The sequence below is a fragment of the Mesorhizobium loti genome (genome assembly GCA_014189435.1).
GTDB lineage: Bacteria > Pseudomonadota > Alphaproteobacteria > Rhizobiales > Rhizobiaceae > Mesorhizobium > Mesorhizobium loti_G.
In genome coordinates, this window is record CP050294.1 from 351,482 (window position 1) to 376,240 (window position 24,759).

The 24,759-nt window shown below is 59.5% G+C and carries 20 protein-coding genes and 6 pseudogenes; 13 read left to right on the top strand and 13 right to left on the bottom strand.

The genetic code is table 11. The features are described 5' to 3' along the window. Positions 1 to 130: 130 nt before the first annotated feature. The 8 genes from HB777_36515 to truD form a co-directional block, all read right to left on the bottom strand. On the bottom strand, positions 131 to 907 hold the full coding sequence (locus tag HB777_36515) for a tyrosine-protein phosphatase (GenBank protein ID QND69250.1): 777 nt from the start codon (positions 905 to 907) through the stop codon (positions 131 to 133). Between the two features lie 60 nt (positions 908 to 967). Beyond that, positions 968 to 1,801 carry a hypothetical protein gene (locus tag HB777_36520; GenBank protein ID QND69015.1) on the bottom strand — a complete coding sequence of 278 codons (834 nt, stop codon included), beginning with the start codon at positions 1,799 to 1,801 and terminating at the stop codon, positions 968 to 970. Continuing rightward, positions 1,759 to 2,298, bottom strand: a complete 540-nt coding sequence (locus HB777_36525) for a hypothetical protein (GenBank protein QND69251.1) — start codon at positions 2,296 to 2,298, stop codon at positions 1,759 to 1,761. The genes HB777_36520 and HB777_36525 overlap by 43 nt, the downstream gene beginning before the upstream one ends. Then, positions 2,295 to 2,927 (bottom strand): class I SAM-dependent methyltransferase, encoded by a 633-nt coding sequence (locus HB777_36530; protein ID QND69252.1) that lies wholly within the window; start codon positions 2,925 to 2,927, stop codon positions 2,295 to 2,297. Before HB777_36530 ends, HB777_36525 begins: the two co-directional genes overlap by 4 nt. Next, positions 2,927 to 3,565: a 2OG-Fe(II) oxygenase gene (locus HB777_36535; GenBank protein ID QND69253.1), complete on the bottom strand. Its 639-nt coding sequence runs from the start codon at positions 3,563 to 3,565 to the stop codon at positions 2,927 to 2,929. Before HB777_36535 ends, HB777_36530 begins: the two co-directional genes overlap by 1 nt. Positions 3,566 to 3,733: 168 nt before the next feature. Then, the gene (locus HB777_36540; protein QND69254.1) at positions 3,734 to 4,207 is read right to left on the bottom strand and encodes a hypothetical protein; all 474 of its coding nucleotides are present in this window, start codon (positions 4,205 to 4,207) and stop codon (positions 3,734 to 3,736) included. Between the two features lie 35 nt (positions 4,208 to 4,242). Further along, a complete protein-coding gene (locus HB777_36545) occupies positions 4,243 to 5,352 on the bottom strand; it encodes a radical SAM protein (GenBank protein ID QND69255.1) in 1,110 nt (369 codons plus the stop codon). Between the two features lie 187 nt (positions 5,353 to 5,539). Next, positions 5,540 to 6,607 (bottom strand): tRNA pseudouridine(13) synthase TruD, encoded by a 1,068-nt coding sequence (gene truD, locus HB777_36550; protein ID QND69256.1) that lies wholly within the window; start codon positions 6,605 to 6,607, stop codon positions 5,540 to 5,542. A 159-nt stretch (positions 6,608 to 6,766) separates the two neighbouring features. Between truD and HB777_36555 the strand changes: the two genes are divergently transcribed. The 7 genes and pseudogenes from HB777_36555 to HB777_36585 all read left to right on the top strand — a co-directional run bounded on the left by HB777_36555 (position 6,767) and on the right by HB777_36585 (position 14,462). After that, positions 6,767 to 7,894, top strand: a complete 1,128-nt coding sequence (locus HB777_36555) for a histidinol-phosphate aminotransferase family protein (protein ID QND69257.1) — start codon at positions 6,767 to 6,769, stop codon at positions 7,892 to 7,894. Between the two features lie 34 nt (positions 7,895 to 7,928). Beyond that, entirely contained in the window at positions 7,929 to 8,825 is an 897-nt protein-coding gene (locus HB777_36560) for a hypothetical protein (GenBank protein ID QND69258.1), read from the top strand. Beyond that, complete coding sequence (locus tag HB777_36565) at positions 8,818 to 10,305, top strand: hypothetical protein (GenBank protein QND69259.1); 1,488 nt, start codon at positions 8,818 to 8,820, stop codon at positions 10,303 to 10,305. The genes HB777_36560 and HB777_36565 overlap by 8 nt, the downstream gene beginning before the upstream one ends. 9 nt (positions 10,306 to 10,314) lie before the next feature. Then, complete coding sequence (locus HB777_36570; GenBank protein QND69260.1) at positions 10,315 to 10,869, top strand: hypothetical protein; 555 nt, start codon at positions 10,315 to 10,317, stop codon at positions 10,867 to 10,869. A 426-nt stretch (positions 10,870 to 11,295) separates the two neighbouring features. Beyond that, positions 11,296 to 11,391, top strand: a pseudogene (locus HB777_36575) (AAA family ATPase). Between the two features lie 139 nt (positions 11,392 to 11,530). Then, positions 11,531 to 12,109: a GrpB family protein gene (locus tag HB777_36580; GenBank protein QND69261.1), complete on the top strand. Its 579-nt coding sequence runs from the start codon at positions 11,531 to 11,533 to the stop codon at positions 12,107 to 12,109. 724 nt (positions 12,110 to 12,833) lie between these two features. Next, positions 12,834 to 14,462 (top strand): IS1634 family transposase, encoded by a 1,629-nt coding sequence (locus HB777_36585; GenBank protein QND69262.1) that lies wholly within the window; start codon positions 12,834 to 12,836, stop codon positions 14,460 to 14,462. Positions 14,463 to 14,559: 97 nt separating this feature from the next. On the opposite strand, the pseudogene HB777_36590 reads toward HB777_36585, so the two are convergent. After that, positions 14,560 to 14,829, bottom strand: a pseudogene (locus HB777_36590) (transposase). A gap of 9 nt (positions 14,830 to 14,838) precedes the next feature. Continuing rightward, positions 14,839 to 15,036: an IS66 family insertion sequence element accessory protein TnpB gene (gene tnpB / locus HB777_36595; protein ID QND69263.1), complete on the bottom strand. Its 198-nt coding sequence runs from the start codon at positions 15,034 to 15,036 to the stop codon at positions 14,839 to 14,841. 233 nt (positions 15,037 to 15,269) lie between these two features. Between tnpB and HB777_36600 the strand changes: the two genes are divergently transcribed. From HB777_36600 to HB777_36610, 3 genes and pseudogenes are all read left to right on the top strand, one after another. Then, positions 15,270 to 16,613: an IS1380 family transposase gene (locus HB777_36600; protein QND69264.1), complete on the top strand. Its 1,344-nt coding sequence runs from the start codon at positions 15,270 to 15,272 to the stop codon at positions 16,611 to 16,613. A 458-nt stretch (positions 16,614 to 17,071) separates the two neighbouring features. Continuing rightward, a pseudogene (locus HB777_36605) lies at positions 17,072 to 17,221 on the top strand (IS6 family transposase). A 322-nt stretch (positions 17,222 to 17,543) separates the two neighbouring features. Further along, positions 17,544 to 18,242, top strand: coding sequence for a GntR family transcriptional regulator (locus HB777_36610; GenBank protein QND69265.1), 699 nt, complete (start codon positions 17,544 to 17,546; stop codon positions 18,240 to 18,242). 226 nt (positions 18,243 to 18,468) lie between these two features. Here the strand turns inward: HB777_36610 and HB777_36615 are convergent. Beyond that, positions 18,469 to 19,446 (bottom strand): annotated as a pseudogene (locus HB777_36615) (transposase). 75 nt (positions 19,447 to 19,521) lie between these two features. Between HB777_36615 and HB777_36620 the strand changes: the two are divergent. The 3 genes and pseudogenes from HB777_36620 (at position 19,522) to HB777_36630 (ending at position 21,619) form a co-directional block, all read left to right on the top strand. Then, a pseudogene (locus tag HB777_36620) lies at positions 19,522 to 19,698 on the top strand (IS5/IS1182 family transposase). Between the two features lie 80 nt (positions 19,699 to 19,778). Then, positions 19,779 to 20,762: an IS5 family transposase gene (locus tag HB777_36625; GenBank protein QND69266.1), complete on the top strand. Its 984-nt coding sequence runs from the start codon at positions 19,779 to 19,781 to the stop codon at positions 20,760 to 20,762. A gap of 35 nt (positions 20,763 to 20,797) precedes the next feature. Then, a complete protein-coding gene (locus tag HB777_36630) occupies positions 20,798 to 21,619 on the top strand; it encodes a hypothetical protein (GenBank protein ID QND69319.1) in 822 nt (273 codons plus the stop codon). A gap of 276 nt (positions 21,620 to 21,895) precedes the next feature. Here HB777_36630 and HB777_36635 read toward each other — a convergent pair. Both HB777_36635 and HB777_36640 read right to left on the bottom strand, forming a co-directional pair. Then, positions 21,896 to 23,984: pseudogene (locus tag HB777_36635) on the bottom strand (type III effector). Between the two features lie 44 nt (positions 23,985 to 24,028). Beyond that, entirely contained in the window at positions 24,029 to 24,727 is a 699-nt protein-coding gene (locus tag HB777_36640; GenBank protein QND69267.1) for a recombinase family protein, read from the bottom strand. Positions 24,728 to 24,759: the final 32 nt, after the last annotated feature.

The window sequence follows — 24,759 nt, forward strand, 5'->3', positions numbered from 1 at the left end:
CAATCTTACATTTAAGCGCAGTGCGACACGAGTGCTGCGACGCTGGTGGCCATCGCAAGTAGTTCCTCGCGTCTCGTCGGAAATGCGACGTATTCGTTCATCAGTTACTGGTCCAAATTTCCCTCCCTATTCACACAGTTCGCCCTCTGGACGCTTCGCCCTGATGGCGGTGATCGATCATCGTGGCCCTCAGCCTTCGGATTGTTTCTCCGCCGAGTTCACGCTCGACACTGTCAATATGCCACTGCGTCTCAGGATGGGCGAGGAGAGCCGTCATTGTTCTCGCTTGGGTCTCAAGACGGATTGCGTATTGTTGGGGCGATAGGCCTCGCTTCTCCCAATGTGCCTTGAACGAGCCGAGATGAGCCCGAAGTTGTCGAGCCGAAAGCGCGTAATCTCGGGCGATGTCCGACGTTGATACGCCCACAAGGCGAAGCAGCATTGCTACCACCACGCCGGTCCTGTCTTTACCGGCCGTGCAGCAAACTATGGTCGTCTTCGCGGTCTGAGCGGCGTACGCGGCCGCTAGGTCTACGATGACGTTATCTGCAGAGGGCATTAGCCGCACATAGGATGAGAAATAATCCTGCCAAGTCGGGCGCACGACATCGAGGAGAAAGCTCGGGTCCGACAGAGGACGGTGCCAGAACTCCGCTCCCAGGCCTATCAACGCCTCGGGCATCCCTTCCCTGTCGATCTCCCGAGTCGTGCGCAGATCCAGGATTCGCAGTGGCCCATATTCGGCCATTAAATGCCGAGCGGTTGGCACATCCAAGTTGATCGGGGCCGCACTACGCAAAAGGCGCCTTGGGTTGACGAAACCGCCGTCCGCCACCCGTAGCCCACCGAGCCCACGCATATTTCGCGTGCCTTCCAGGCGGATCAATCGACTCGTCAATAGTGCCATTCTGAATAATCGTTGCCGCAGCGGCCCGACGATGCCGAAACACGATGCAGGAAGCGCGACCTACGATGTAGCCCGCTGATCAATACTGGCCCCGAGACTCGTCAACTGCCCGGCAAGATCCGCATAGCCGCGCCCCAGGTGTTCGACACCTTGGATGATTGTTTCGCCATCGATACCGAGGGCGGCCAGCACAAGGGTAGCGGCGGCCCGCAGATCATTGCCTCGGACCGTTTGCCCTGGCCGGGCCGCCCGGCCAGGGGTGATATGTAGGACAGGTCCATCACTGTGCATTTCGGCTCCCAGAGCCGTGAGGCCGCTGGCGTAGTCGAAGCGGTTGACCCATACATGCTCTTCTATCTTGCCCCCCCTCTCTGTACCCGACAGGAGCAGCGCGAAGAATGGTTGACTGTCGCTGAATATTCCATGCGAAGAGACGCGAATGTCTATGCCGTTCATATGATCGGCCCGTAGGCTCAACCTCGACTGCTTCAAACGCTCGACGGTCAGGCCCATGCGATCAAAGCAGTCAAGTTCGGCGGCCAGTCCTGCCCATGTTTTGTCAGCGATCCCGGTCAGCCGGATGTCTGCTTGAAGGTAGGCGGCGAGCGTGAAGAAGGTCACGATTTCGATCGCGTCGGACGACACCTCATATTGGAACGCCTGGAGGCAAGGCCGCCCCTCAACACGCAAAACGTCGTCTCGATCCTCTATGCTCACCCCTGCGGCGATCATTCCGCCAATCAGGTCAGCCACGTCCGCCTTGCGATAGGGGCTGTGGATTTCGGTCACTCCAGCCGCCGTTGCAGCACACAAGAGCGCGGCTTTGGTGGCGCCCGAGTAGAGGGGACCGGTCAATCCCCCGCCATTGGACAGTTCCTTGGCAAAGTCAGCCATGTTGATGGTGCAGCCGCATAATTGCTTGCATGAGGCAGAGAGCATCCCGCCCTGGATTTCCGCAGTGGCGCCAAATCTTTGCAACACTTCCCGGATGTGCTCGAGGGGACGCTCTCCCCCGCTGACGCCTCCCCGATCCTGCATCCACCGAACGGCCCGGCGTGGACCTCCCCTAACTTGCCGAGCAGCCCTGGAACCATGTAGAGAGAACCATGCACCCGGCGGGTCAGAGCACTTGGAAGCGTGCCGTTGGAAATTGTTGTCGGATCGACCAGCAATCGGCGACCTGCGCGATCGTGGCGAGCGGACGCACCTGCATGCACTAACAGTTCCGCGATCACTCTGACATCTTCGACGTCAGGAACGTTCGCGAGTTCGAAGGGCCCGCTGGCCAACATCCCGGCCGCCACGAGAGGCAGCGCGGCATGCTTAAAGCCAGAAATCTGTACCTCCCCAGCGAGGGGCCGTCCGCCGTTCACCACCCATGAGGATGTCATGATGCAGAGCCCGCTGTCATCAGCACGGCTCCCTTCTGGGTTTGATGCCTCTGGGTTCGGAACTGAGGAAATTCGGCTTGCCACCGGCGAACGATGGCCTCTTCGTCCGCCCGGTCCGCATCGTCCAGAAGGAGACAGGGCGATGGGCCGAGCTGTTTGGCAAAAAGCGGAAGCATCGGGTACCGGGCCAGCGCGCCGGTCTTGCGCGGCGGACCATCGACGACAAGAAAGTCATATGCGATGGCCGGAACATTGGAGATGTCGTACCAGTCCCACTGCTCGCCACCGATCACGTGCGTCTGTAGCGGAGCATCAATGACGGTGATGTTCTGGACGCCGTGCCGAACAGCCCATTCGCGGGTCAGCTGCGCATATTGGGGCAGGTGCTCCAGCGCATAGACATGGCCAGCCCAAAGCTGCATGCAGTGTCCTAGCAAAACCGTAGAGATACCACTGCCGGCCTCCAGGACGGCGCGCGGACGCCGACTTGTGGCCTCCGATACCAGAAGATCCGCAAAATCGGCCCCGATCGTGAATTCGCCTAGAGGGGGCAGGCCATCCCTAAGGCGGAATGGACAAACCCCATCGGCTGCGCTTGCAAACGCGCCCTCGCCGTCGACCGAAGACATTACAAAGCGCGGAACATGGCGGTCAGCACTTGTCGAAGGCGAGGTGCACCCTCACTCTCCTGCGTCCTGGTTACCATGTGCCAGGAATTATCGCTTCGCCGAAGTATAACCGACGAGTTCAGGACTGGCGGTATTTCGGCAACGACGTCCTTCTCTTGGTCTGATCCCAGGATACGAAGGCAGCCGCCCCATTCGCGCTCCCAGCCCGGATTGAGATTGAAAACCTGGGTGACGACCTTGTCCGGCTTATCCGTATGCGGGCCGAGCCATCCCCCCGGCGGGTAGTGCCACAGGGACAGTTCGAGATTGAGACCGCTCAGGTCGATACCAATCACTTCGCTCATGGCGGTGCGATATTCGCTGGACCTCAAGGCCCGGAGGAAATCCCGCCAGGCCGGCGTATATTTGTCGTCGTCTTCAGCATTTAGAGCCTTGCTTTCGAGGCGGTAAGGTTTTCTATGTCCGGGGTCACCGCTGGGCCTTTCGCTGGCACTGAACCCCGCTGCGGGGATGGTAGCGGCGAGACGCTCGGCAAAACCGGGCGAAACAAATTCATCGACGACCGCCCAAAAATACGGGTCGTTCCGCCATTGTGCCCCTCGCAGGGAGTGTACCAGCTCACTGAAACTAGCGCTCATCATTGACCTCCGAAAAATGCACCAAAACGCAACGCCGAGGCGCGTTGGACGCGCTTTCGAGCATAGACACTGCATGCCAAGACTGACTTGATGGCAGCAGGACAACTGACATGTTGGGACGGGGAGGAACGCTCCTCACCACATCGTCCATCTTGTCGGAGCCCAGGATCAGAAGATCCCCCCCCGACCAGTCGGTCTTGAGGGTGCTGCAGATAGACGATTTGGGTGAGGCGTTTGTCCGGACGGTCCAGATGCGGGCCAATCCAGCATCCTTCCGAATAAATCACGAACCGCACTTCGGCCAACGTCCCCCCCAAGGGACTTGCCGGTCAACTTCTCCAGGCCGGCTATATTGTGGTCGCCGACCAAGGCACTGACGGCCTCCTGCCAAAGTGGAGTCAGGCCATAATATTCCGGTTTCCGCTCCCCATTCTTCATCACCATCAAGTTGTATGTCTTGTAGCTTTTGGCGGAGGGCCCGCCGGCCTTCTCCGTCAGGACGAAACCATCGCAAGGAAAGCTATTAAATAACTGATCATAGGTCGCATATTCAAAGTAATCTACAATACATCCCCAATGAAATTTTTCACTATGGAACGAACAATTTTCAAATCGTAACGAAATATCCGCATAACTATTCATGACTCACACCAGAGATCTACGGATGCCAATTCGATTCATGACTTTGTGGCGCGATCAGCATGGTTCCCGAACAGCAGTTTGTAGAGCAGATCTTTCTGCTCACCCGAGTAAATATCCTCGACGAACATCTGGCGATTGAACCCACCAACCTCTTCCAGCGTCATATCCGCCTCGATCCTGTCGTATGGCGTGTAGACGGTCGGTCGCACGCGGCTGCCCTGTGCAAGGACCTCCGAAATAGTCTGATCGATCCCCTGGATGCTGTCGCCCGGCAACCCGACGATGACAAAGCAGTTCAACTCAACCCCAGAGGCGCGGCCCGCGCTGGCAAGCCGCCGAAATGCGTCTAGGCTATCTTGCTTGATCTTCGGCAAACTTCCCGCAGCGCCAACGTCCAGCGTCTCGAGGCCTATGCTCACCCGCACACAGCCGGCGCCCGCCATGGTGGCCAGAAGCTCGGGATCGAGATGGAACAACGTGGTGACGCATTTCCAGGGAAACCTCAGGCCGCGCCGCTCCTTTTCCGCACAGAATGCCCGAACCCACGCCTTCTTCAGTGTGAAGGTCGGGGCGTAGAACGAAACATATTCAAACGGCCCCTCGTCAAAGGATTGTTGGATATAGTCGAGGGTAGGCACGACCCCTGCGCGTCGTTCGCGTAATCCCTGCATGGTGGGAACGTCGCAATAAGCGCAGCCGACTGAGCACCCCCGCGCCAGGGGCACAACAAGCTCACGGCGTTCGGGAATGCCGCAGAATTTGTTCGAGTCCTGCTGGTACAGCCGGTCATACGCTCCGTAGGGAATATCCCGGACGTCGGGGAAAGCCCAATGCTCGGCATGGAGAAAAATCCCGGGGGCAGGTTTCCCGTAGCCGTCTTCCTGCCGGAGCGAGACGCCCGGTGGTATCGTCTTTCCGTCCGCAATCCAGTCGATGAAGCCGGCCACCGACGCCTCGTAGTCGCCTGCCGATGCAATGCCGTGGAATCCGAAGCGCTCAAAGAGGCCCGGAACCTGATTGGAAAGCCGGCCGAAGGTCATCACCTTGGCTGAGGGAGAAAATTCGCGCACGTAGCGCAGCATTCGCGGAAAGGTGTCGACGCCGTCAAAGTCGTTCAGCAGTGCTATGACGTCGAACTTCTGCACCAGGAGTTCAGCGATATCGCGCCAGGTTAAGTTCAGAGCTGCACAGTCCAGAGCAACTATTTCGTCCGAATGCCTCTGGCTTCTGAGGTAAGTAGAGACCTGGAAGATCGGAATATGATGCCCTGCATTGAAGTAACTAGGGATATATGGTGGAATAATGCATAGAACGCGCACGATATCTATCCGCCTAATATCTGCAAAATGTCACGAACTGATTTATAGCCATCGTGGCATAGCAGCCACTTGGAAGAAACATCTCTACGGTTACTTTGTTGCGCCCTTGATGAAACTCGTCGAGACCGTGTTCGACGACCCTGATCCGCGCCTGTATCAACCCCGGACGAACCTCGGGATCGACTTCTGGAAAGCCCGGCGCACACGAAAAACGTCGGAGCGGATGAGTCAGAGCTCGCTGGCGGATGCGCTCCAGCAGTCGAGGCTCTACAGTGAGGAGGCACTTCAGGGGTGGACGCGTCAGTTCCTGGACGCCAGCCTCACCGGCAATACTGTCTGCCAGCTGGGTGTTCCATTGATAGGACGAATAAGCCGCGTAATATAAACGCACAATTCGCGGGTCCAATTCGCAAAAGAATTGTTCGGCGCTGCCCGACCAGGATTGCGCCAACAGCGCCTCCTCCGCCCGTGACTGCCTCAACAGCGCCAGCGCTTCGTCGTAGGCGCCCGCATGCAGCCGGTCGCCAATCAGGTGAGTGGTCTTCGGACCGCCGGGAACGCCGAAGCGTTGCGTGTCGTAATAGTTGATGAAGACAAGTTCGCTCGATCTTCGCGACGCCAGCCTTGCGACTAGCTTCTCATCCAAATCCCGGATTGCGATCCTGAACGCGTTGCCGATCAGGTGGCCGACGCGGATCGCTCCGCCCTCGCGGCCCAGGCTCACTACTTGAATAAATTCGGACTTCCCTTCGTACGCAGCATTGAAGCTCTGCACGCTCTCGGCGGGCAGGTCAGCACCGACGCTAATGTGCTGCTCCGTGACGGCGTCTTCGTCCTTCAGCCCGGCATAGGCGACTACCTTGGCGTCCACTCCAGTCGCCTCGGCGAGCCGTCGAACGGCCTGAAACGTCGTGAAGCCCCGCTTACGCAGTAAAAAATACGGATGGACCTCGGAGGGACGCGCAGCCAAAGTTGGCATCAACACCTCTTGGACCAAAAAGTCCTCTGGCACAAATTTTAATCGATGATTGTACCCATCCCCAGGCAAGTTCAACAACTCCGGAGCTTTATTGGCGATCACTTGGTGACAGTTAGGTATGCGTTTGGCGTGTAGTGGATGTCAACCACTTACACATTGATATCTTCGAATATATTTTCAGATATTATTTGTTTTCGCTTGACCTTGATTTATGTAGAGGTAGATAATTCGGCATGTGAAACTCAAGCTATGACTCATAGGATGGAATTTCCCCGCCAATCTCAAACAGCCGAATGCGATATTTGGCGGTTTCCGTTGCCGGAAGTCGGTGATCTCGCACGCCACAACCGCCTTCCCGCCAATCACGGGATCAATCTGCGAAGCTGCGAACTGCACCATCCCCGGATGACAGAGCTTTTGCGGGAGGTCGCGCCCGACACCGCGCATACCCAGTTCTACCCCTTTGCTAGCTTGGCCATAGGAGGGATCGGCCGGCGGCTTGGCGTTCCCTCGGAGCGGCTGACGCTGGCCGCAGGGTCCGATGCTCTGATCGCTGCGATTGTCGACGCTTTTGGGTCGGCCACCGGGCGCATGATTCTGCAGGTGCCCAATTACTTCGGCTGGGCGCACTATGCCGCGCTGCGAAAGCTTGACGTAACCCACGCGTCTATCAGGGTGCCGGATGCGATGGCGATGGGGTTTCAGGCGCTTCTGGATACATTACGGAGTAAGCCACCGTCGCTGGTGGTCATTTCCAACCCCAATAGCCCCACCGGTCACCTAATGTCCGGCAGTGAACTGATTGAGCTGGCCGAATCGTGCGGGCGACATCACCACCTGCTGGTGGTAGACGAATGCTTCGCAGCCTTCGCGGAAACGGACCACGTCGAGCTCCTCGGATCTTACGACCACGTCTTCCTGGTACGGTCATTCTCAAAGAGTTTGGGTCTGGCAGGCGCGCGGATCGCCGTCGGCATGTCGCCACCCCGTCTGGCTCGCCTTCTCGGTGCCTACAGAATGGACGGCGCTGTTTCAGGAGCATCCCTTCATATGCTTGAGGCCCTGCTCGGTCGGCCGGAGGAGCTCAAATCGATCTGGAAGGACATCATTCTGGCGCGCGAGAAATTCGGGGCAGCATTGGCGCTCCAGCGGCCGGGTTGGCGGGTGCTCCCGTCGGCCGGCAACTATGTGAATGTGGCCGTCCGCGGCTACGAGCCGGCCGAGGTCGTCAAGCATCTCGACACGCGTGGGGTCTATATCCGCGACACTAGCCGGGAGGTTGGTCTGGCTGGATGCGTCCGCTTCGGGATAGCGCATTGGCCGCTAATGCAGGGCGTGCTGGACGCCATCGCGGCTGTTCCGCCGCCTGCTGCTCAAACAAGTGACTGAAGGTTCCGTCGGTGCGTCAATGACAGACAGAGTTTTGTTCGCGAACGGCTGTTCTATGTGTTACGGAACCGACCTGTTCGACGATCCGAATACCGGGTTCTGCTTTGACAATGAGGCACGGTGGCGGGCCGCCTGGCCGGGTCAACTGGGGCGGCTGCTTGGCTATACGAGCGTCGTCAATGACGGATTTCCCGGCAGCTCCAACGACCGCATCCTGCGCTCGACCATTCGCTGGCTGGTGGAAGATGTCCCTGCGCTGAAAGCGGCCGGCGCGGAATTGCTGGTCGTGATCGGCTGGTCATCGCCGATGCGCCGGGAGTTCCATATTTCCGGCGAGTGGCGCCAGCTCATTCCATACCATGACTATACCGATGCGCCTGCGGCGATGATCAACCGAGCCTATCGTGAAATCGCGTGGAGCGATGAGGAATCGGCCATACGGTTCGCCACGCAGGTCCTGACGCTCAAATGGGCGCTCGAGCGTGCGAGCATCCCCTACCTGTTCTTCAATGCGCTTGAGAGTCTGGCCGACATTGACGAGCATTCGGGCGGCAGCCTGCAGCCCTATATGTCCCAGATACTTGATCGGCATTTTTTTGGCTCCGGGCAAAATGGGGAGCCCGAGCGCATACAAGCCGCCGCGACGGTAAAGGCCTCGGGGGGTCATCCTGACGGTGAGGGCCACATAGCATGGGCGGCTGCTCTTGCCGAGTATCTCCAGACGCAGGGGGTCGCCCAGAAAAGCGTCGGGTGCACGGGGATCGCCTATTCCGGAACGACCAAAGCCAGAATCCTCGATCGGAAGGTCGGCCTGCCGAAGCGGCCGGGCGCGGCCGCCGCAAGAAAGGCGCCGCCCGAGCCAGAGCGGCCGAAGGGCCTGGTTGAGCGTATCTTGGCGAGCCGGCGGCGGGATCCATTCATTTATGAGTAGGCCAACCGCTCCTGACATTGTCGGCGCGAGCTGTCTCAGTCATGATGCGGCGCTCGCGGTTGTCCGCGACGACGAGATTGTCTACGCGGCCCATTCGGAGCGTTTCAGCCGTCAAAAGATGGACCGGTATCTTTGCGATGGGCTTCTGGACGATGTGGAAGCCCATGTCCGCATCCCCTTCGAGATCGCCTATTATGAGAACCAGAACCTTAAGCGCAGCCGTGAACTGTTCGCCGGGCAATATCGCCGGCTGCTGACGACCCCCGGCGCTCGCAGCTATCTGGCGCGGTTCCCCTTGTTGCGAGGACGGCCTGTCGCGTCTCATGGTCATCATTTCTCCCATGCGTGCGGCGGCTATTTCACCTCGACTTTCCGGGATGCCAGCATCGTCGTCATAGATGGTATAGGCGAATGGGACACTCTTACGGCATGGCGTGCATCCGATCGCACGATCGAACGCGTGCTGACTGTTCGTTATCCGCATAGCATCGGCCTGTTCTATTCCGGCTTTACCGACCGTTGCGGCTTCCGGCCGAACGAGGAAGAATACATCATGATGGGCCTGGCGGCGTTCGGAGACGATCGATACGTTGACCACATTTTCGATGATTTCATCGCCGATCCTCGGCCAGACCGCTTGCGGTTCCGCCGGAACCTCCACCGGGGGATACGCGACTGGCGGACCGACCTCACCGATATCGAGAATATTGCAGCGAGTTGCCAAAGCGTGACCGAGCGGCTGCTGCGGGAAGTGTTCCAATGGGTGAGAACGGAGCTACCGAGCAAGAATCTGGTCTATTCCGGCGGCGTTGCGCTCAATTGCGTCTTCAACGGAATGTTGGCGCGAGAAGGCTGGTTCGACAACATATGGATCATGCCGGAACCGGGGGATGCCGGCAGCAGCCTCGGCGCCGCGCTCGCACAGCGCGGAGAATGGGTGCAGTGGCGCGGACCCTATCTCGGCCACGACATCGGCCGGGGACTCAATATCGACGGAGCGCTTCGCAGCCTGGTCAAGGGTAAGGTTATCGGCGTTGCGCATGGTCGCGCCGAGTTCGGGCCGAGGGCATTGGGCAATCGAAGCCTGCTTTCGGACCCGCGAGGTCCCGGAGCTAAGGAAAAGGTCAATCGGATCAAAAAACGGGAGCTTTTCAGGCCTTTTGCCCCCATCATTTTGGAGGAACATGCGCCAGAGTACTTTGAAATGCCTCTGCAGCGTGTCCCCTATATGCAGTTCGTCGCCAAGTGCCGAAAGCCGGAAGCGATTCCAGCAGTTTGCCATGTGGATGGAACCAGCCGCGTCCAGACCCTAAATGCAGCGCAGAACGCCTCAGTGCATCAACTTCTAAACGCATTCTACCAACAGACACGCTGCCCGTTGCTGCTCAACACCTCCCTCAACATCAAGGGGGAGCCTCTGGTGAACTCCGCCGAGGATGCCCGACGCTTCTCGGAATTGCATGGCATAGAGATTTTCTAGAGATCGCTTATGTTGTCCAAATCCCGTGCCAGCAGGATCAGCGTCTTCGGCTCTCCGGGTAGCGGAAAATCGACCTTTGGACGGCGGCTCGCTCATAGCCTCGATCTGCCCTTACTTGCCCTCGATGATCTCTACTGGGGGCCGAATTGGGAACGCCCGAACAAGCAAGATTGGCTCCACACCCTAAGAATGCAGCTTGCTGCCGAGGCCTTCGTCGTCGAAGGCGGATATGTCGAAACGATCGACATGCGCATCGAAAGAGCGGAGCTGGTCTATTTGGTTGAAGCGCCGGCCTGGCTTTGTGAATGGCGCTTTGTCGCTAGGGTCATGCGCATCGCCGGCGGTGACATGAGCCTTTTGCCGAAACGGGTTCCGCTAGATTCGCGCCCCACTCCCACGGCGAGGGGCGATTTCACCCGCATGCTGGCCAAAATAGCCAAATACCGCCAAGAGGTTAGACCGTTGATCTTGAGCGCCGCGAAACGGCACGGTGTCCCGCTTGTGGTCGTCGACAGCGGCATCAGCGCCCAATCCGGCCGGCTCGCTGCCCCAAGCCCATTCTAATATGACATGACAATCGGCGAGCGCGCAGATGGACAGTAGACAGCGGTTTGTCGGAGCTGCGGCGCGACTACGACCATGCGGCCTCCTTCCTCACCTCAGTAACGCCGTTCGGTGAGGGTCTGCGACGAGACGCGGCACAGATTCGACTAAATGTTCATCGCTAATCACCTCCTCAATGGGGGCGGCCAAGGAGCTGTTCAAATGGGGCCCTGTGAGCAGCGTTCGTACGTCGATGCGGGCCAGCGGTTTCGGCGCTTCTTCCGGTGACGCCGCTGCAAGATCGGTCATCGAGGCAGACTACAACGAAGCCCGACCGCGCGCAGAACGGGACGACACGAGTTCCAGGCCCTAACCCGCAAGGCCGTGACGCGGGTCGACCACCGTCAAGTGAGACACCACCCCGGTCGAGAATGGCGGCGGCCTCTGATGTTTGGTGAACCGACATTTGCCGATGCCATCCCGGACCGTCTGGTTCACAATGCTTATCGCCTCGAACTCGACGGGCCTTCAATGCGCCGCTCGAGTGACTCCACCGAAGAAGTTGACGAAGGCCACCGCGCCTGGCATCAAAACCATGCCTACGCGGCAACGATCCTAAGTGACCGGATACCCCGGAATGGTTCACCGGATGTTGTCGGAACAGCCGACCGGATGCGGCGGAATGCGCAATAGGGGGGTAGAAAAGTTGATAGAAATTGTAATGCCCCGAGAGGAATGGCCTAATGAATTTGCAATCTTGAAGCAGTCCGTTATGCGCGCGGCACCTTCTGGTGCCTACATCCATCATATTGGTTCGACGGCCGTGCGAGGTCTTCCTGCCAAGGATGTAATCGATATTCAGCTTACGGTAGGTGACCTGTCTCAAGTGGACGATACTGCCTTTGCGCGAGAGGGATTTAATCGCGTACTAGGTAAAGTTGACCATAGCCCTCCAGGGCTGGACCTTCCAGAAAAGGATTTGCTTAAGCGCTTTTTTCAAAGCACTGACCGGAAAGCAAACTTGCATATTCGGGAAAAAGGTCGCTTTAATCAGCTCTATTCGCTCCTTTGCCGGGATTACCTGCGCACGCATTCATTAGCGGCTAGTGCATATGCACGCATAAAGCAGAGTCTCGCTAAATTACACCCCGATAACGCGGAGGCATATTACGAAATCAAAGACCCCGTGTTTGATATCATTATGGAGGCGGCGAACGAATGGGCGAAGAGCACGGGTTGGTCGGAGCCGCCACATGATTAGCCTTCGTAAGCCTTAAACCGGTACCCGGCTCTTCTGCTCATGGTGCCTTCAAGCGTTCCCCTCCGGCAGCGTCCAGAGCGCATCGATTGAGGGGGCGCTTTCTGGTCGACGCCATTGACAGCGTGGCCCCAGCGCACGCCAATCAATTTTCATCTGTTGAAAAAGACGTGCACTCACGTGCGAACTCTATCGTGAAGAACTCACCGTTCATTTCGGCGTCGCGCGCCATAGCGCCATAGCCTCCCAATTGACATAGTAGCGCAGAGAGTCGGGTATCGTGACGCTCTCGGCGGCCAGCTCTTCCATCTAATTGGCAAGGCTGGCGAACTGGCCGTTAAAACGGCTGAATTGGGACACGGGGAGGATTGGTTGCGTTCTGGTCAGGCAGCGAGAAAGGCGAACTGTTCGGCCAAGGGACGGATTGGGATTGAAGGCGTTCCAGCGCCTTTCTGGAGAAGCACTTGGCCGACGGCAGGTCGCGCTACGCGCTGAAATAGAATTCGACGCTGTCGATGGCGCGGTAGAGATACCGTCACGGCCCGCCTGGGCGCGTCGTCATGCCCGACTTGAACAGTTGGAGGTGAACGGATGGCGAACGCTGTCCGTTAAGCTATTGAATTCACTCGCCTTGAGTTTTCGGCGCGAAAATGTGTGGTAACAACAGTTGATCTGCTCGCCGTATGTTGTATGGATTTTATGGCATTTATTCGCTAACAACGCTGGCATGTTTGTCGTTGAGAGAGTCGCGCGCGGCCACCGCTATCTTTACCTCGTGGAAAGTGTCCGCGACGGCAAAACCGTTCGCCAGCGCACGATAAAGGCGCTGGGCCGCAAGGATGCGCTGGTTGCCAGCGGCGAACTTGACAGATTGGCGGCCTCGATTGCGCGCCATGGCGAACGCAGCCTCATCCTGTCCGACATTGACGCGGGGCGAATTGCCTCTCGCCGCATCGGCGGTCCGCTGTTGTTCGGGCGGCTGTGGGAGCGGCTCGGGATCGGCGAGGTGCTGGAAGAGGTGCTGGAAGGGCGCCAGTTCGGCTTTGCGGTGGAACGGGCGGTGTTCGTTGGCACGCTGCATCGGCTGTTCGTCTCGGGCTCGGACCGCGACTGCGCGAACTGGATGGCCGATTATGGTATCGAGGGCGCCGAGGGTCTGGCGCTCCATCACTTTTACCGGGCCATGGCGTGGCTGGGCGAGGAACTCGGCGAAAAGGCGCAAGGCGCGCTGGTGGCGCGCTGCGTGAAAGACGCGATCGAGGAAAAGCTCTTCGCGCGCCGGCAGGACCTGTTCACCGACCTCAGCCTTGTGTTCATGGACACCACCTCGTTATCCTTCTACGGCGCGGGCGGCGAGACGCTGGGCAAGCGCGGGCATTCCAAGGACTTCCGCCCCGATCTGGCGCAAATGATCCTGGCGCTGGTCGTTGATGCCGAGGGCCGGCCGATCTGCACCGAGATGGTACCCGGCAACACCGCTGACGTGACCGTCCTGTTGCCGGTGGTCGATCGGCTGCGAACGCGCTTCGGCGTCACACGCGCCTGCGTTGTCGCCGATCGCGGCATGATCAGCGCCGATACCATCGCCGCGCTCGAAAAGCTGGGCATGGAATACATTCTGGGGGCCCGCGAACGCTCGATCAGCGTGATCCACAACGTCGTGCTCAATGACGCGGCACCGATGGTTCCGCTCGTTCTCGAGCGCCAGCGCGGTGAAACTCAGTTGTGGGTCAAAGAGGTCAAGGTCGGTAAAGACCGCTACATCGTCAGCCGCAATGACGCCGAGGCCGAGAAGGACAAGGCCGACCGCCAGGCGATCATCGCCGGCCTCGAGGCGCAGCTCAAGAAGGGCGACAAGGCACTGGTCGGCAACTCGGCCTACCGGCGTTACCTCAAGACCAGCGGCAAGAACTTCAAGATCGATGTCGGCAAGCTTGCCGAGGAAGCCCGCTACGACGGTATCACCGTGGTGCGGACCAACGCGAAGGTGACCCCGCTCCAGGCCGTGCTGCGGTATCGCGATTTGCTCGAGGTCGAGAGCCTGTTCCGCGCCGCCAAGGCAACCTTCAATACCCGGCCGATCTTCCACCAATCCGATGCCGCCATCCGCGGGCATGTGTTCTGCTCGTTCCTGGGGCTCGTACTCAGCAAGGAACTGTACCGCCTCTGCCGGGCCAAAGGCCTGACGCCCGAATGGCAGCCGCTTCTACGCGATCTCGACCGCCTCCAGGAAGCCACCATCGAAAAGGATGGTCGCATCGTCACCACCAGAACCCACGTTACGGGCCAAGTGGGCAACGTCTTCAAGGCATCTGGCATCGCTCTGCCACACAACCTCGACGAACAACTCGCCTGAGATCATCCCCAAAATGTAGTGGTAACACGCGCCGGCGCGCGCCTAACGTGCTGATATAATAACATATTCTTACAGGCGGTGTTTAAGTGGGGTCATCGTTTTCGACGAGGTTGGAGTCGATGTCGACGCAGCCGTCGTCCAGGAACAGCCGGAAACCGGCTTGGCGTTTCAGCATATAAGCCATGGCCTCGCCGAGGTCGGACTTGCGCGAGACGCGCGCGGTCTGAGTTGTCAGCCAGGTGAAGAACTCGTCCACCAGCGGGCCGGACAGGTTCTGGCGGACAGCCCGGCGATGATCGGGGTCACAACCTCGGATGATGCTGTCCTCGATCTTGTAGAGGGCGGCGATGCGCAACAACGCCTCGTCGTTTGTAGGTCAGCACATTCCGGTGCCATCCCACACCAGGATTTTTACACGATCCCCGCGCTTCGAACGGAAGATCACGGTGACCCCGGAATTCGGATCAAGCTTCAACTCGGCCTGCACCATCAATGCCAGCGCCTGATGGTCACAGCGGAAGTCCACCGGGCGCGTCGCGATCAGGATCGGCAATCGTTGGCCCGCGACGATCATGCCGTCCCGCGCATCGCGCGCACCAAGGCCGCAGCCCGGTCAACCGGCACATCGCCGGGAACCCTCACTCCGAGGTCTGCGCCTATTTCTACTGTCACCATCGGCGTACTAGCCCGTCTTATGCACGACGTTGCGTCTGAGAGGTTGGCGGATGTAGCCTAAGCGATTGATTTAGCGTAGGATTCGGTTGTCTAAGCCAACCCTGCCACCGCCTCTCGCGAGCCACACCCGCCATGACCGATGATACGTTGCTGCCGCTCTCATTTCCAGCCGTTGGACGCAAGAAGATCACAGCTGCGTTTGACGGCGGACGCATCACCTCGGATGGTGGCGTCATGCTTTTGGCAGCGGCCGAGCGACGCCTGCAACTGGCCGACAGGCTGGCCGCCGCGATCCACGATCCGCGCGATCCAGCGCGGGTGACGCACGCCATGGCCGACATTGTGCGCGCCCGCATCTTTGCGATCGCATGCGGCTACGAGGATGCCAACGATCTCGACCGGCTGCGCACCGACCCGGCCTTCAAGCTCGCCTGCGGGCGGCTGCCCGACAGCGGGATTGATCTGTGCTCGCAGCCGACATGCTCGCGCCTCGAGAACCTGCCCGACCTGCGCACCGTCATCCGGCTCGGCTGGGTGCTGGTCGATCTGTGGCTGTCGAGCTATGCCGCGCCGCCCAAAAGCGTCACGCTCGACATCGACGACACGGTGGATGTCGTTCACGGCCATCAGCAGCTCTCGCTGTTCAACGCCCATTACGACGAGCGTTGCTTCCTGCCGATCCACATCTACGACGCCGCGACAGGACGCCCGGTCGCCATGATCCTGCGTCCTGGCAGGACCCCGGCGGGCAAGGAGATCCGCGGCCATCTGCGCCGGCTTGTCCGGCGCATCCGCGCCCGCTGGCCGACCACCCGCATTCTGATCCGCGGCGATGGCCACTATGGCCGGGCGCAAGTCATGGCATGGTGCGAGGACAATGCGGTCGACTACCTCTTCGGATTGCCCGGCAACAAGGTTCTCCAGCGTCTCGTTGATGAAGCCGCCGACGATATCCGCACCCGCCGCGCGCTCGAGCAGAAGCCGGTGCTGCGCGGCTATGCCGAGACCCGATACAAGGCGAAATCCTGGAGGACGGAACGCCGCGCCTGCGCCCGCATCGAGGCAACCACCCTCGGCCTCGACATCCGCTTCGTCGTCACCAATCTCGACAAAGGCTCCGCCGAGCATGTCTACGATGTGATCTACTGCGCCCGCGGCCAGGCCGAAAACCTGATCAAGATGCACAAGAGCCAGCTCGCCTCCGACCGCACCAGCTGCCGCTCACCGATTGCCAACCAGGTCCGTCTCGTCCTGCACACCGCCGCATACTGGTTGATGCTCACCCTGCGCGAGGCAGTGCCCACGACCCATCATCTGTGCAACGCCGAGTTCTCTACACTGCGGCTCAGGCTTCTCAAGCTCGGCGCCCGCGTCACCGAAACCGTCTCGCGCATCCGTCTGGCCTTCGCCGCCGCCTGTCCCGAAGCAAGTCTGTTCCGAACGATCGCCATCACGCTGCAGCCCGCAGGGCCATGAGCGCCGGGGCATCAAAGCCCCACCGAACCCGATACCTTGACCCTCCAGCGCGTTCCAAAGTCCAGTCTCAGCTGCGGTGAAAAAGACGCCTCACACCTTCATGACCGAACGCCAAGCGGCAAGGAACCAGGCCGCTCGTGAATAGGACGGGCTAGCGGTAGCAGTCTTCGGCTCTGTCGTAATTGCCAGTGGCACTAAGGCGGGTTCGAATGGGCCGCTATTCTCGCAAGGGCACGGCCGGCATCAGTTCCGCAGGCAGTGCCAAAGGACCGCGACAATCCGCGCCTTCAGACATTGGGCCATCCTCGGTTTCCACGACGCGGCTCGACAACTTCGCATCGCCCAACAAAGAACAAATCCCTCGCCATCCGCCATCCCAAAAATCCAGCTCCTGCCGAAAACCTTCTGGCAGAAACCTCAATGTTCAGAAACAAGCGAAATCAATGTGTAGGCGGCGCATACGCCGGAGTCATTATTTGACAATCAGATCGAGCAGGACCATCGGCGTATCAAGCGCCGTGTCCGAATGATGCTCGGCTTCAATCCCAGCAAGCGCCGACACTATCCTGCCTGGCATCGAAATGGCCCACATGATGCGCAAGCGACAGGTATCCATTGCGCTTCGACTTTTGACGAGTTCAGCATTGTCACATCTCATCACAAAGCGATACTCGATCAAACCCTTAATTGTCTAAGATACTTACATAAGTATCCGATAGTAATTTCGCCGTACGTAGAACAGGCTGAGAGATCCGATACCAGCCATGTACAGAAGCGAAATAATTGAATTAATTTTCACATATATTAACAGTTGTTTCGCATCTTTTTTCAAAGTTGGCAGGTTTGACGTGGTAACTTACATCCCCTGCGGCCGATGGCGCGGCGCTGCACACTGGGAAGAGAGGATTTGTATGCTCGAGGATGGACCCGATGCGCGCGACGCCAAGAACACAGGGAAGTAAGACAGGACAAGTATATGATCGCCTCAAGTCGGTGATAGTGCTCCAGAAACTTCCTCCACGCACACCGCTTGAGATGAAGAACATCGCCGAGAGTTTCGGCGTGAGCATCACCCCGGTGCGAGAGGCGCTGATACTGCTCGCCAACGAGGGCATCATTGCCAAGGACAGCACGCGAAGCTATGTCACGCGCGCACTTAACAGCCGTGAAGTCCAGAACGACTACGAAGCGGCGTTCATGATCGCCCGCTACTGCGTCGAAAACGCGATAAAGCCCTTCGTGGCCACCGGTTTACGTTTTGTCGATGCGAGAGTACCTGATAATCCAACCGCGCAAGATAATGCACAGATCGTCGCACTTGCAATTGAGGCACTCTATGAGCGTTTGGCCGGATTGACCGAGAACGAACGCATGGTGCGGCTAATGCTGGAGTTAAAAGATCGAACGAGTTTTGTTCGGCAACTGTACCTCCAGGACCAAGGACGTCTCGATGCAAGCATTTCCGCTATGACATCGTTCATCCAATACGTAGAGGTCGGTGAAATCGAAAAGGCAATTGGCAACCTTAAAAAGCAATATCAGAGAAAATACGATGTAATCCCCGATTTGGTTCGAGAAGGAAACATTTACGCGCTAGAAGCCGTTGATATATTTAATAAACAAGGTTAACCCGGCGCGGAAGGCGGAAGGAAGCTATAGCCGGCTCGCTTAAAAAGGTAGGGACGGTCGGATCTCTAAATAGCCGTGTGGGCGTTGTCACGTTGTTTGAAATGTGGCCGCGTGAGGCCGACACCGCGCTTTTCAGGCAGGCCGTGCACTCACGGCTTCCCACGCGGCCATGGCTTGGCGTCGATGGGTTCGAATTTGGGGTGGATTGAAAGTACATGTAAAAAGTTCACAGGGGCAGGTCGAAGGGCAATTGTTTCGGCACGAGTGGCGCAGGCCGGTCGTCCATGTCGAGTTCGTACTTTCCAAATCGGCGAATGTGCCGACGGGTGTAGGGACTGAGGGCAGCAGCAAGCTTCGGAGTGACGTGCAGGCCGTCATTGGCCATGGAAGCAAGAGCCTCGGTCAAGTCGGCGACATTTGAAAGCATGATAGCGTTCGCGACCAGGCTGGCATATTTGACCTGCTTTTCCTGCTCGACCGGATCCCCGCTCTTGATGATTGGACCGCCGAATGTGATCCAGTCGAGGAAATCATTGAAGGATTCGATTTTCGTGGTTTCGGCGCAGATGGTGCACCGGATCTCGGGATTGGCGATATAACGCAGCAGGAACAGCGTACGCTCGACCCGACCGAGTTCGCGGAAGGCTTGGTATAGCCGACTTTTCCGGTTGTGCGATCCGAGTTTGCGCAGCAACATGGAGGGTAGGACCAAGCCGGCCTGAATGGAGAGGACGACCTGCATCATGTCCTGCCAATGCGTCGAGATCAAGCTCCAGTCGATTTCGCGGGTGAAGAGCCTGTCAATATGCTGGTAGCGCACCGATTTGTCGGGCCGATAGAAGGTGGCGTCACCCCAATTGCGCATACGCGGCATCAGCATGATGCCGAGAAAGCGGGAAAGACCAAAGACAGGCTCGCTTTGACCCTGGGTGTCGGCATGGAGGATGTCCGGCTGGATTGTCGATCGGTTCTTCATGAGGCCGTCCAGGATATGGACCGCTTCCCAGACGCCGCAGGGGATGAAGGTGGTGAACAACGCGATATAGTTGTCAGCGATGTGATGATAGGCGATGCCACCATAGGCACCGTAACGGATATGCTGAGCACCCAGGAGGTTGTTTTCGCGAAGCGGGACGTGCGTGCCATCGGCGATCGCCGCCCGGCCGGCGCCCCAGATTTTCGGCAAGGGGAAGCGATTGTAGGAGCGTTGGTGCATGGATCCTTTGTCAACGGTTTGGCGATAGGCAGGCAGGATCGAAATCAGCTTGATTTGAGTGCCATGCCGTACAAACACAACGCAGATCGTCGTCATCACGTCGGAAAGATGACATTCAGGGTGACGAATTGGCGTGACTACGAAGCAGGTCTGCGCCGGCGTGGTAGCCTGACCTTATGGGTAACGCCGGAGGCACTGGCGGGATGGCGCGCTCCGCGACGCAAGACCCGCGGCGGCCAAGCCCAGCGTTGGTGCATGGATCCTTTGTCAACGGTTTGGCGATAGGCAGGCAGGATCGAAATCAGCTTGATTTGAGTGCCATGCCGTACAAACACAACGCAGATCGTCGTCATCACGTCGGAAAGATGACATTCAGGGTGACGAATTGGCGTGACTACGAAGCAGGTCTGCGCCGGCGTGGTAGCCTGACCTTATGGGTAACGCCGGAGGCACTGGCGGGATGGCGCGCTCCGCGACGCAAGACCCGCGGCGGCCAAGCCCGGTATTCCGATCTCGCCATTGAGACAGCGCTGACGCTGGGTTGCGTCTTCGCAATGCGGCTGCGCCAGACCGAGGGATTGCTTCACTCGCTGCTGGATCTCATGGGGCTGAAAGTCCCAGTTCCAGATCATACGACGCTGAGCCGTCGGGCACAGAAGTGGGAGCCATCAGCCCGACGAAACCCGCCGCAGCCGGACGGCCCGCTGCATGTGCTTGTCGATAGCACGGGATTGAAAGTCTACGGCGCCGGGCAATGGCTGGAGCAGAAACATGGCGCCAGATCACGTCGCAACTGGCGCAAGCTGCATCTGGCAGTGGATGCCAAAAGTGGCGCGATCATTGCCCAAAGGCTGACAGATCAGGACACGGATGATCCTTCCCAGGTGGCACCGCTGCTCGATCAGATCGACGGCGAGATCGACCAGTTCACAGCCGACGGAGCCTATGACGGCAAGCCAACCTATCGGTCTATCCTGCAGCACAGCGCAACCGCGAACATCGTCATTCCACCGCGTTCCACGGCGGTGGAAAGCGGTGATGCCGGACCGCCTGGTCAAAGGGACAAGCACATTGCCGCAATCGCAAGCGACGGTCGGCTGAAATGGCAGGCAGCCACCGGCTACGGCAAGCGGGCGCTGAGCGAAACGGCCATCGGACGATACAAGGGGCTGATCGGACGGCGCCTGCGAGCACGCTCTCTTCCGGCTCAACAGACCGAGGTTGCCATCGGTTGCATCGTTCTCAACCGCATGCTGGCATGGGCACGCCCGGAGTCTATCCCGCGTCAAGTCACGCAGGCATAACCAACTACATTAAAGATCGAAATGCGTTCGATTTCATATCCGCGCACCAACGCCTATCCGCGCACCAACGCCGCGCCGATACCATCGCCGCGCTCGAAAAGCTGGGCATGGAATACATTCTGGGGGCCCGCGAACGCTCGAGCAGCGTGATCCACAACGTCGTGCTCAATGACGCGGCACCGATGGTTCCGCTCGTTCTCGAGCGCCAGCGCGGTGAAACTCAGTTGTGGGTCAAAGAGGTCAAGGTCGGTAAAGACCGCTATATTGTCAGCCGCAATGACGCCGAGGCCGAGAAGGACAAGGCCGGCCGCCAGGCGATCATCGCCGGCCTCGAGGCACAGCTCAAGAAGGGCGACAAGGCACTGGTCGGCAACTCGGCCTACCGGCGTTACCTCAAGGCCAGCGGCAAGAACTTCAAGATCGATGTCGGCAAGCTTGCCGAGGAAGCCCGGTACGACGGCATCACCGTGGTGCGGACCAACGCGAAGGTGACCCCGCTCCAGGCCGTGCTGCGGTATCGCGATTTGCTCGAGGTCGAGAGCCTGTTCCGCGCCGCCAAGGCAACCTTCAATACCCGGCCGATCTTCCACCAATCCGATGCCGCCATCCGCGGGCATGTGTTTTGCTCGTTCCTGGGGCTCGTACTCAGCAAGGAACTGTACCGCCTCTGCCGGGCCAAAGGCCTGACGCCCGAATGGCAGCCGCTTCTACGCGATCTCGACCGCCTCCAGGAAGCCACCATCGAAAAGGATGGTCGCATCGTCACCACCAGAACCCACGTTACGGGCCAAGTGGGCAACGTCTTCAAGGCAGCTGGCATCGCTCTGCCACACAACCTCGACGAACAACTCGCCTGAGATCATCCCAAAATGTAGTGGTAACACGCGCCGGCGCGCGCCTAACGTGCTGATATAATAACATATTCTTACAGGCGGTGTTTAAGTGGGGTCATAGCTGGGACGACGAAGCATTGACGCGCGGGATTCTCGAGCCTCTATAGAGGCTTGGCAGGGATTTGTGTACAAAACAGCCAAAAGTGAGCTAACTCGCTGTCAGTAAAGGTTTCTTACACGAATCCCTACCGACCCTCCCGCTCAGGAATCCCGCCCGACCCCATACGCGTGCAGGGCTGCTTATTCCGACTGAGGCGCCGGCTGCATGGGCAGCTCCGCCGGTGCGTCGACCCAGGGGTCGTCCCTACCCGCCGTCCCCTCCGATTCGCCTTCCCATTCGTCGCGCGCCTCGTACCACTCGTCGCCGATCTGCTCAAGCGTGCCGACCAGGGTGCGTTCGGCGGACGCCCGCTGTGAGGGGCTGAAGAACAGCGGCTCATGCGGCACACCCGCCATCTCGACCCCGGCTACGTCGTGCACATCCGCTGCAGCCGGCGAGCGGTGCCCGGCGACCAGCTCGAAACCCAAGGCCATCGCGCTCCGGCCGAGTCGGATCGCCTGCTGTTGGCCCCAGCCGAGCGCTCCGCTCGTAGCCATGAGGCCCTTGGACATGACGTCGCCGGCCACCCGGCCGAAGAGCAGGTAGGCCGCCGTGTAGCCGACGGTCCCGGCTATGAAGCCCGATGGGTTGGCCCTGGGGTCGTCCATGTAGCCGCTCATCACAGCGGCTACGGAGAAGGGCAGGCCGATCGTCATACCGCCGACGGTGTCGCTCACGCTGTCGTTCATCCCCGCGTGCGTGACGTGCGGGCTCAGCGCTTCACGGAGCAGGAACGTCGACGAGACGACCGCATCGGCGATGAAGTCAGGTAGGGCCAGCCCGTTGTTGCGCATCAGGGCGATGTTTGACCCGAGGACGGCGAAGGCTACGGTCGCCAGCGCGAGCTTTCCCTTCAGGTCGGGGTTGTTTGCGAACGATGCGTCCAGGGTCCGGCGCACCGCCTCTAGGGGGGCCTGGTGGGTCATCGCTTGCGGCGACCGGGCTCTCCTGCCGCGTCCCGGTCGCTACGAGCCGCTCAAGGCCCGTCACGATTCTGGACAGGTCCTGCTTGAAGAAGGTGAGCTGCCGATCCATGTGCGGCGTGATCCGCCGGTCCTTCTGGAATTCGCCGACGGAGCGGTTGACGTTGCTCAGACCCGCGCGCAGATCGCCCACGACTCCCTCAATGGCGTCCCTGAAGCCGTCGGGAAGATCACGCCTGCGGTTGAAGGCGCCGTTGAAGCGCAGCCGCATCGAGTCCATCAGGTCCTGCCCCAGCCGCAGGCCGAACATCATCGCCCCTTGCGCTGCCGCTGCGCCGGCGACGAAGCCGGCGTTGCGCTGCAGCGGCGCGGCCTTGGCGTAGAAGGTGGGTACGGCATAGATCAGCGAGATGAAGAAGACCAGGCTGTGCCGGTTGATGGCGTGCTTCATGAACAGCTTGGCGTCCGTTGTCGGGCGTCGCATAAGCGAGACCAGCTGTATCGCCGTATAGGTGTAGGAAGCAATGTTGAACGCAGCGTAGGTGCCAGTCTTCTGGGTGAACAGCGTGGCGAGCGGCAAGGGGTAGAGCAGAAGCGTCAGCGCTCCCTAGTATATCCGCTTCGCGGCACTCGCGTCGTGCTGCAAGGTGTGGATGTCGGTCTCGAAGCTGGTCATGACCGGCTCGAGATAGCGCCGGGCCTCTGCCAGGAACTCCGCCTCCTCTGGTGTCGACGCCTGCTTGTCCAGGTGCGACCGCAGTTCATCGACCTTCTCGCCCATGGCGGCCAGCAGCGTCTTCGGCTCTCGACATCCGGGCTCGGTGACCAGTTCGTTACGCAGCTTGCCCACGAACTCGCTGTCATCGAACTGCCGAAGCTCCTGGACGACCGACAGGTTGCCCAGGAAGGCGGCGATCCGCGACGAGCAATCGCGCATGAGCAACCCGCTCTCGACGTCCCTCGCTTCGCCGGGATTGGCCAGGCGCGGCTGGCTCGCCCCGGAACGGGCCGGTTGCGGAAGCAAATCCGGGACGCCTTCATCGTCCCCGGCTTGCACAATGGCCGGTATGACTTCGGGCCTCGAAGGCCGCTGGCTGGAGATCGACAGCAGGTCCGCGAGGCACATCGTGGTTTCCGAAGCCGGTCTCGGGCACGCGCGTGCTTGCGTGCCGTCCGTGGGCCACAGAGTGCCGCTGCCGTGTCCCGCTTCGATCTCGATGCTGCGGTCGGCGGGTGACGATCCGTCGCCCGCAACCGGGTCGTGCGGATGCGCGTTAGGGCCAAGGCTTGCGGTTTTGATTTGCATGATGGAGTCCTTGCGGGGGTAGATTGAAAGTACGTGTAAAAAGTTCACCCGGTCGACGCTTTTGCCGATCGGACGCGTTTGACGATTTCACCAACGCGGCCTCGACTGGCTTTTCCTCCGATTTTCTCTTGAATCTTTCGAATGCTCAGATCGGTTGATGCGGCAAGCACCTCGATCTCTTCAACCAACAGAATTGGGAGACTTGGCCGTCCGAGATGCTTGCCGCGCGATCGCGCCGCCTGCATTCCAGCGGTGACGCGCTCGCTAATCAAAGAGGACTCCAATTCTGCCATGGCTGCGATGATGGTGAACATGGCCCGCCCCATGGGGCTTGCGGTGTCTATCTGATCCTGAACGCTGATAAAGCGCACGCCGAGGTGATCGAATTCCTCGAGGGCGATCAGAAGGTGACGTGTGGAGCGGGCGAAACGGTCGAATTTCCAGACCAGGACACAATCGACCTCACGGTTACGAACACTCGCCATCAAGGCGTTGAGCCGGGGGCGTCCCTCGCGGCGGCCTGACACCGCAATGTCGCAGTAGTCTCCGACGATCTCCAGTCCGGCGCGCGCAGCGTAGCCATGCAACCCATCATATTGCAGATCGGGCTTCTGCTCCGGCGTGGAGACGCGCAGGTAAAGTGCCGTGCGGTTTTTGGCATGGAAGTGACGATGATTGCGTCCCAGAATGTCTTCCTTTCCGGACGGCGAATCGCTATGTCCTAACGCCTTCAATTCATACACTTTCCGTCGCCCCTTCGGCGGACCCTTTTCTG

Coding starts and splice junctions, on each gene's coding strand:
- HB777_36625 (QND69266.1), top strand. CDS start 19,779: ATGCCGTACAAACACAACGCAGATCGTCGTCATCACGTCGGAAAGATG.
- HB777_36525 (QND69251.1), bottom strand. CDS start 2,298: ATGACATCCTCATGGGTGGTGAACGGCGGACGGCCCCTCGCTGGGGAG.
- HB777_36555 (QND69257.1), top strand. CDS start 6,767: ATGGAATTTCCCCGCCAATCTCAAACAGCCGAATGCGATATTTGGCGG.
- HB777_36570 (QND69260.1), top strand. CDS start 10,315: ATGTTGTCCAAATCCCGTGCCAGCAGGATCAGCGTCTTCGGCTCTCCG.
- HB777_36600 (QND69264.1), top strand. CDS start 15,270: ATGACCGATGATACGTTGCTGCCGCTCTCATTTCCAGCCGTTGGACGC.
- HB777_36585 (QND69262.1), top strand. CDS start 12,834: ATGTTTGTCGTTGAGAGAGTCGCGCGCGGCCACCGCTATCTTTACCTC.
- HB777_36580 (QND69261.1), top strand. CDS start 11,531: ATGCGCAATAGGGGGGTAGAAAAGTTGATAGAAATTGTAATGCCCCGA.
- HB777_36515 (QND69250.1), bottom strand. CDS start 907: ATGGCACTATTGACGAGTCGATTGATCCGCCTGGAAGGCACGCGAAAT.
- HB777_36565 (QND69259.1), top strand. CDS start 8,818: ATGAGTAGGCCAACCGCTCCTGACATTGTCGGCGCGAGCTGTCTCAGT.
- tnpB (QND69263.1), bottom strand. CDS start 15,036: ATGATCGTCGCGGGCCAACGATTGCCGATCCTGATCGCGACGCGCCCG.
- HB777_36540 (QND69254.1), bottom strand. CDS start 4,207: ATGAATAGTTATGCGGATATTTCGTTACGATTTGAAAATTGTTCGTTC.
- HB777_36520 (QND69015.1), bottom strand. CDS start 1,801: ATGGCTGACTTTGCCAAGGAACTGTCCAATGGCGGGGGATTGACCGGT.
- HB777_36610 (QND69265.1), top strand. CDS start 17,544: ATGCGCGCGACGCCAAGAACACAGGGAAGTAAGACAGGACAAGTATAT.
- HB777_36535 (QND69253.1), bottom strand. CDS start 3,565: ATGAGCGCTAGTTTCAGTGAGCTGGTACACTCCCTGCGAGGGGCACAA.
- HB777_36530 (QND69252.1), bottom strand. CDS start 2,927: ATGTCTTCGGTCGACGGCGAGGGCGCGTTTGCAAGCGCAGCCGATGGG.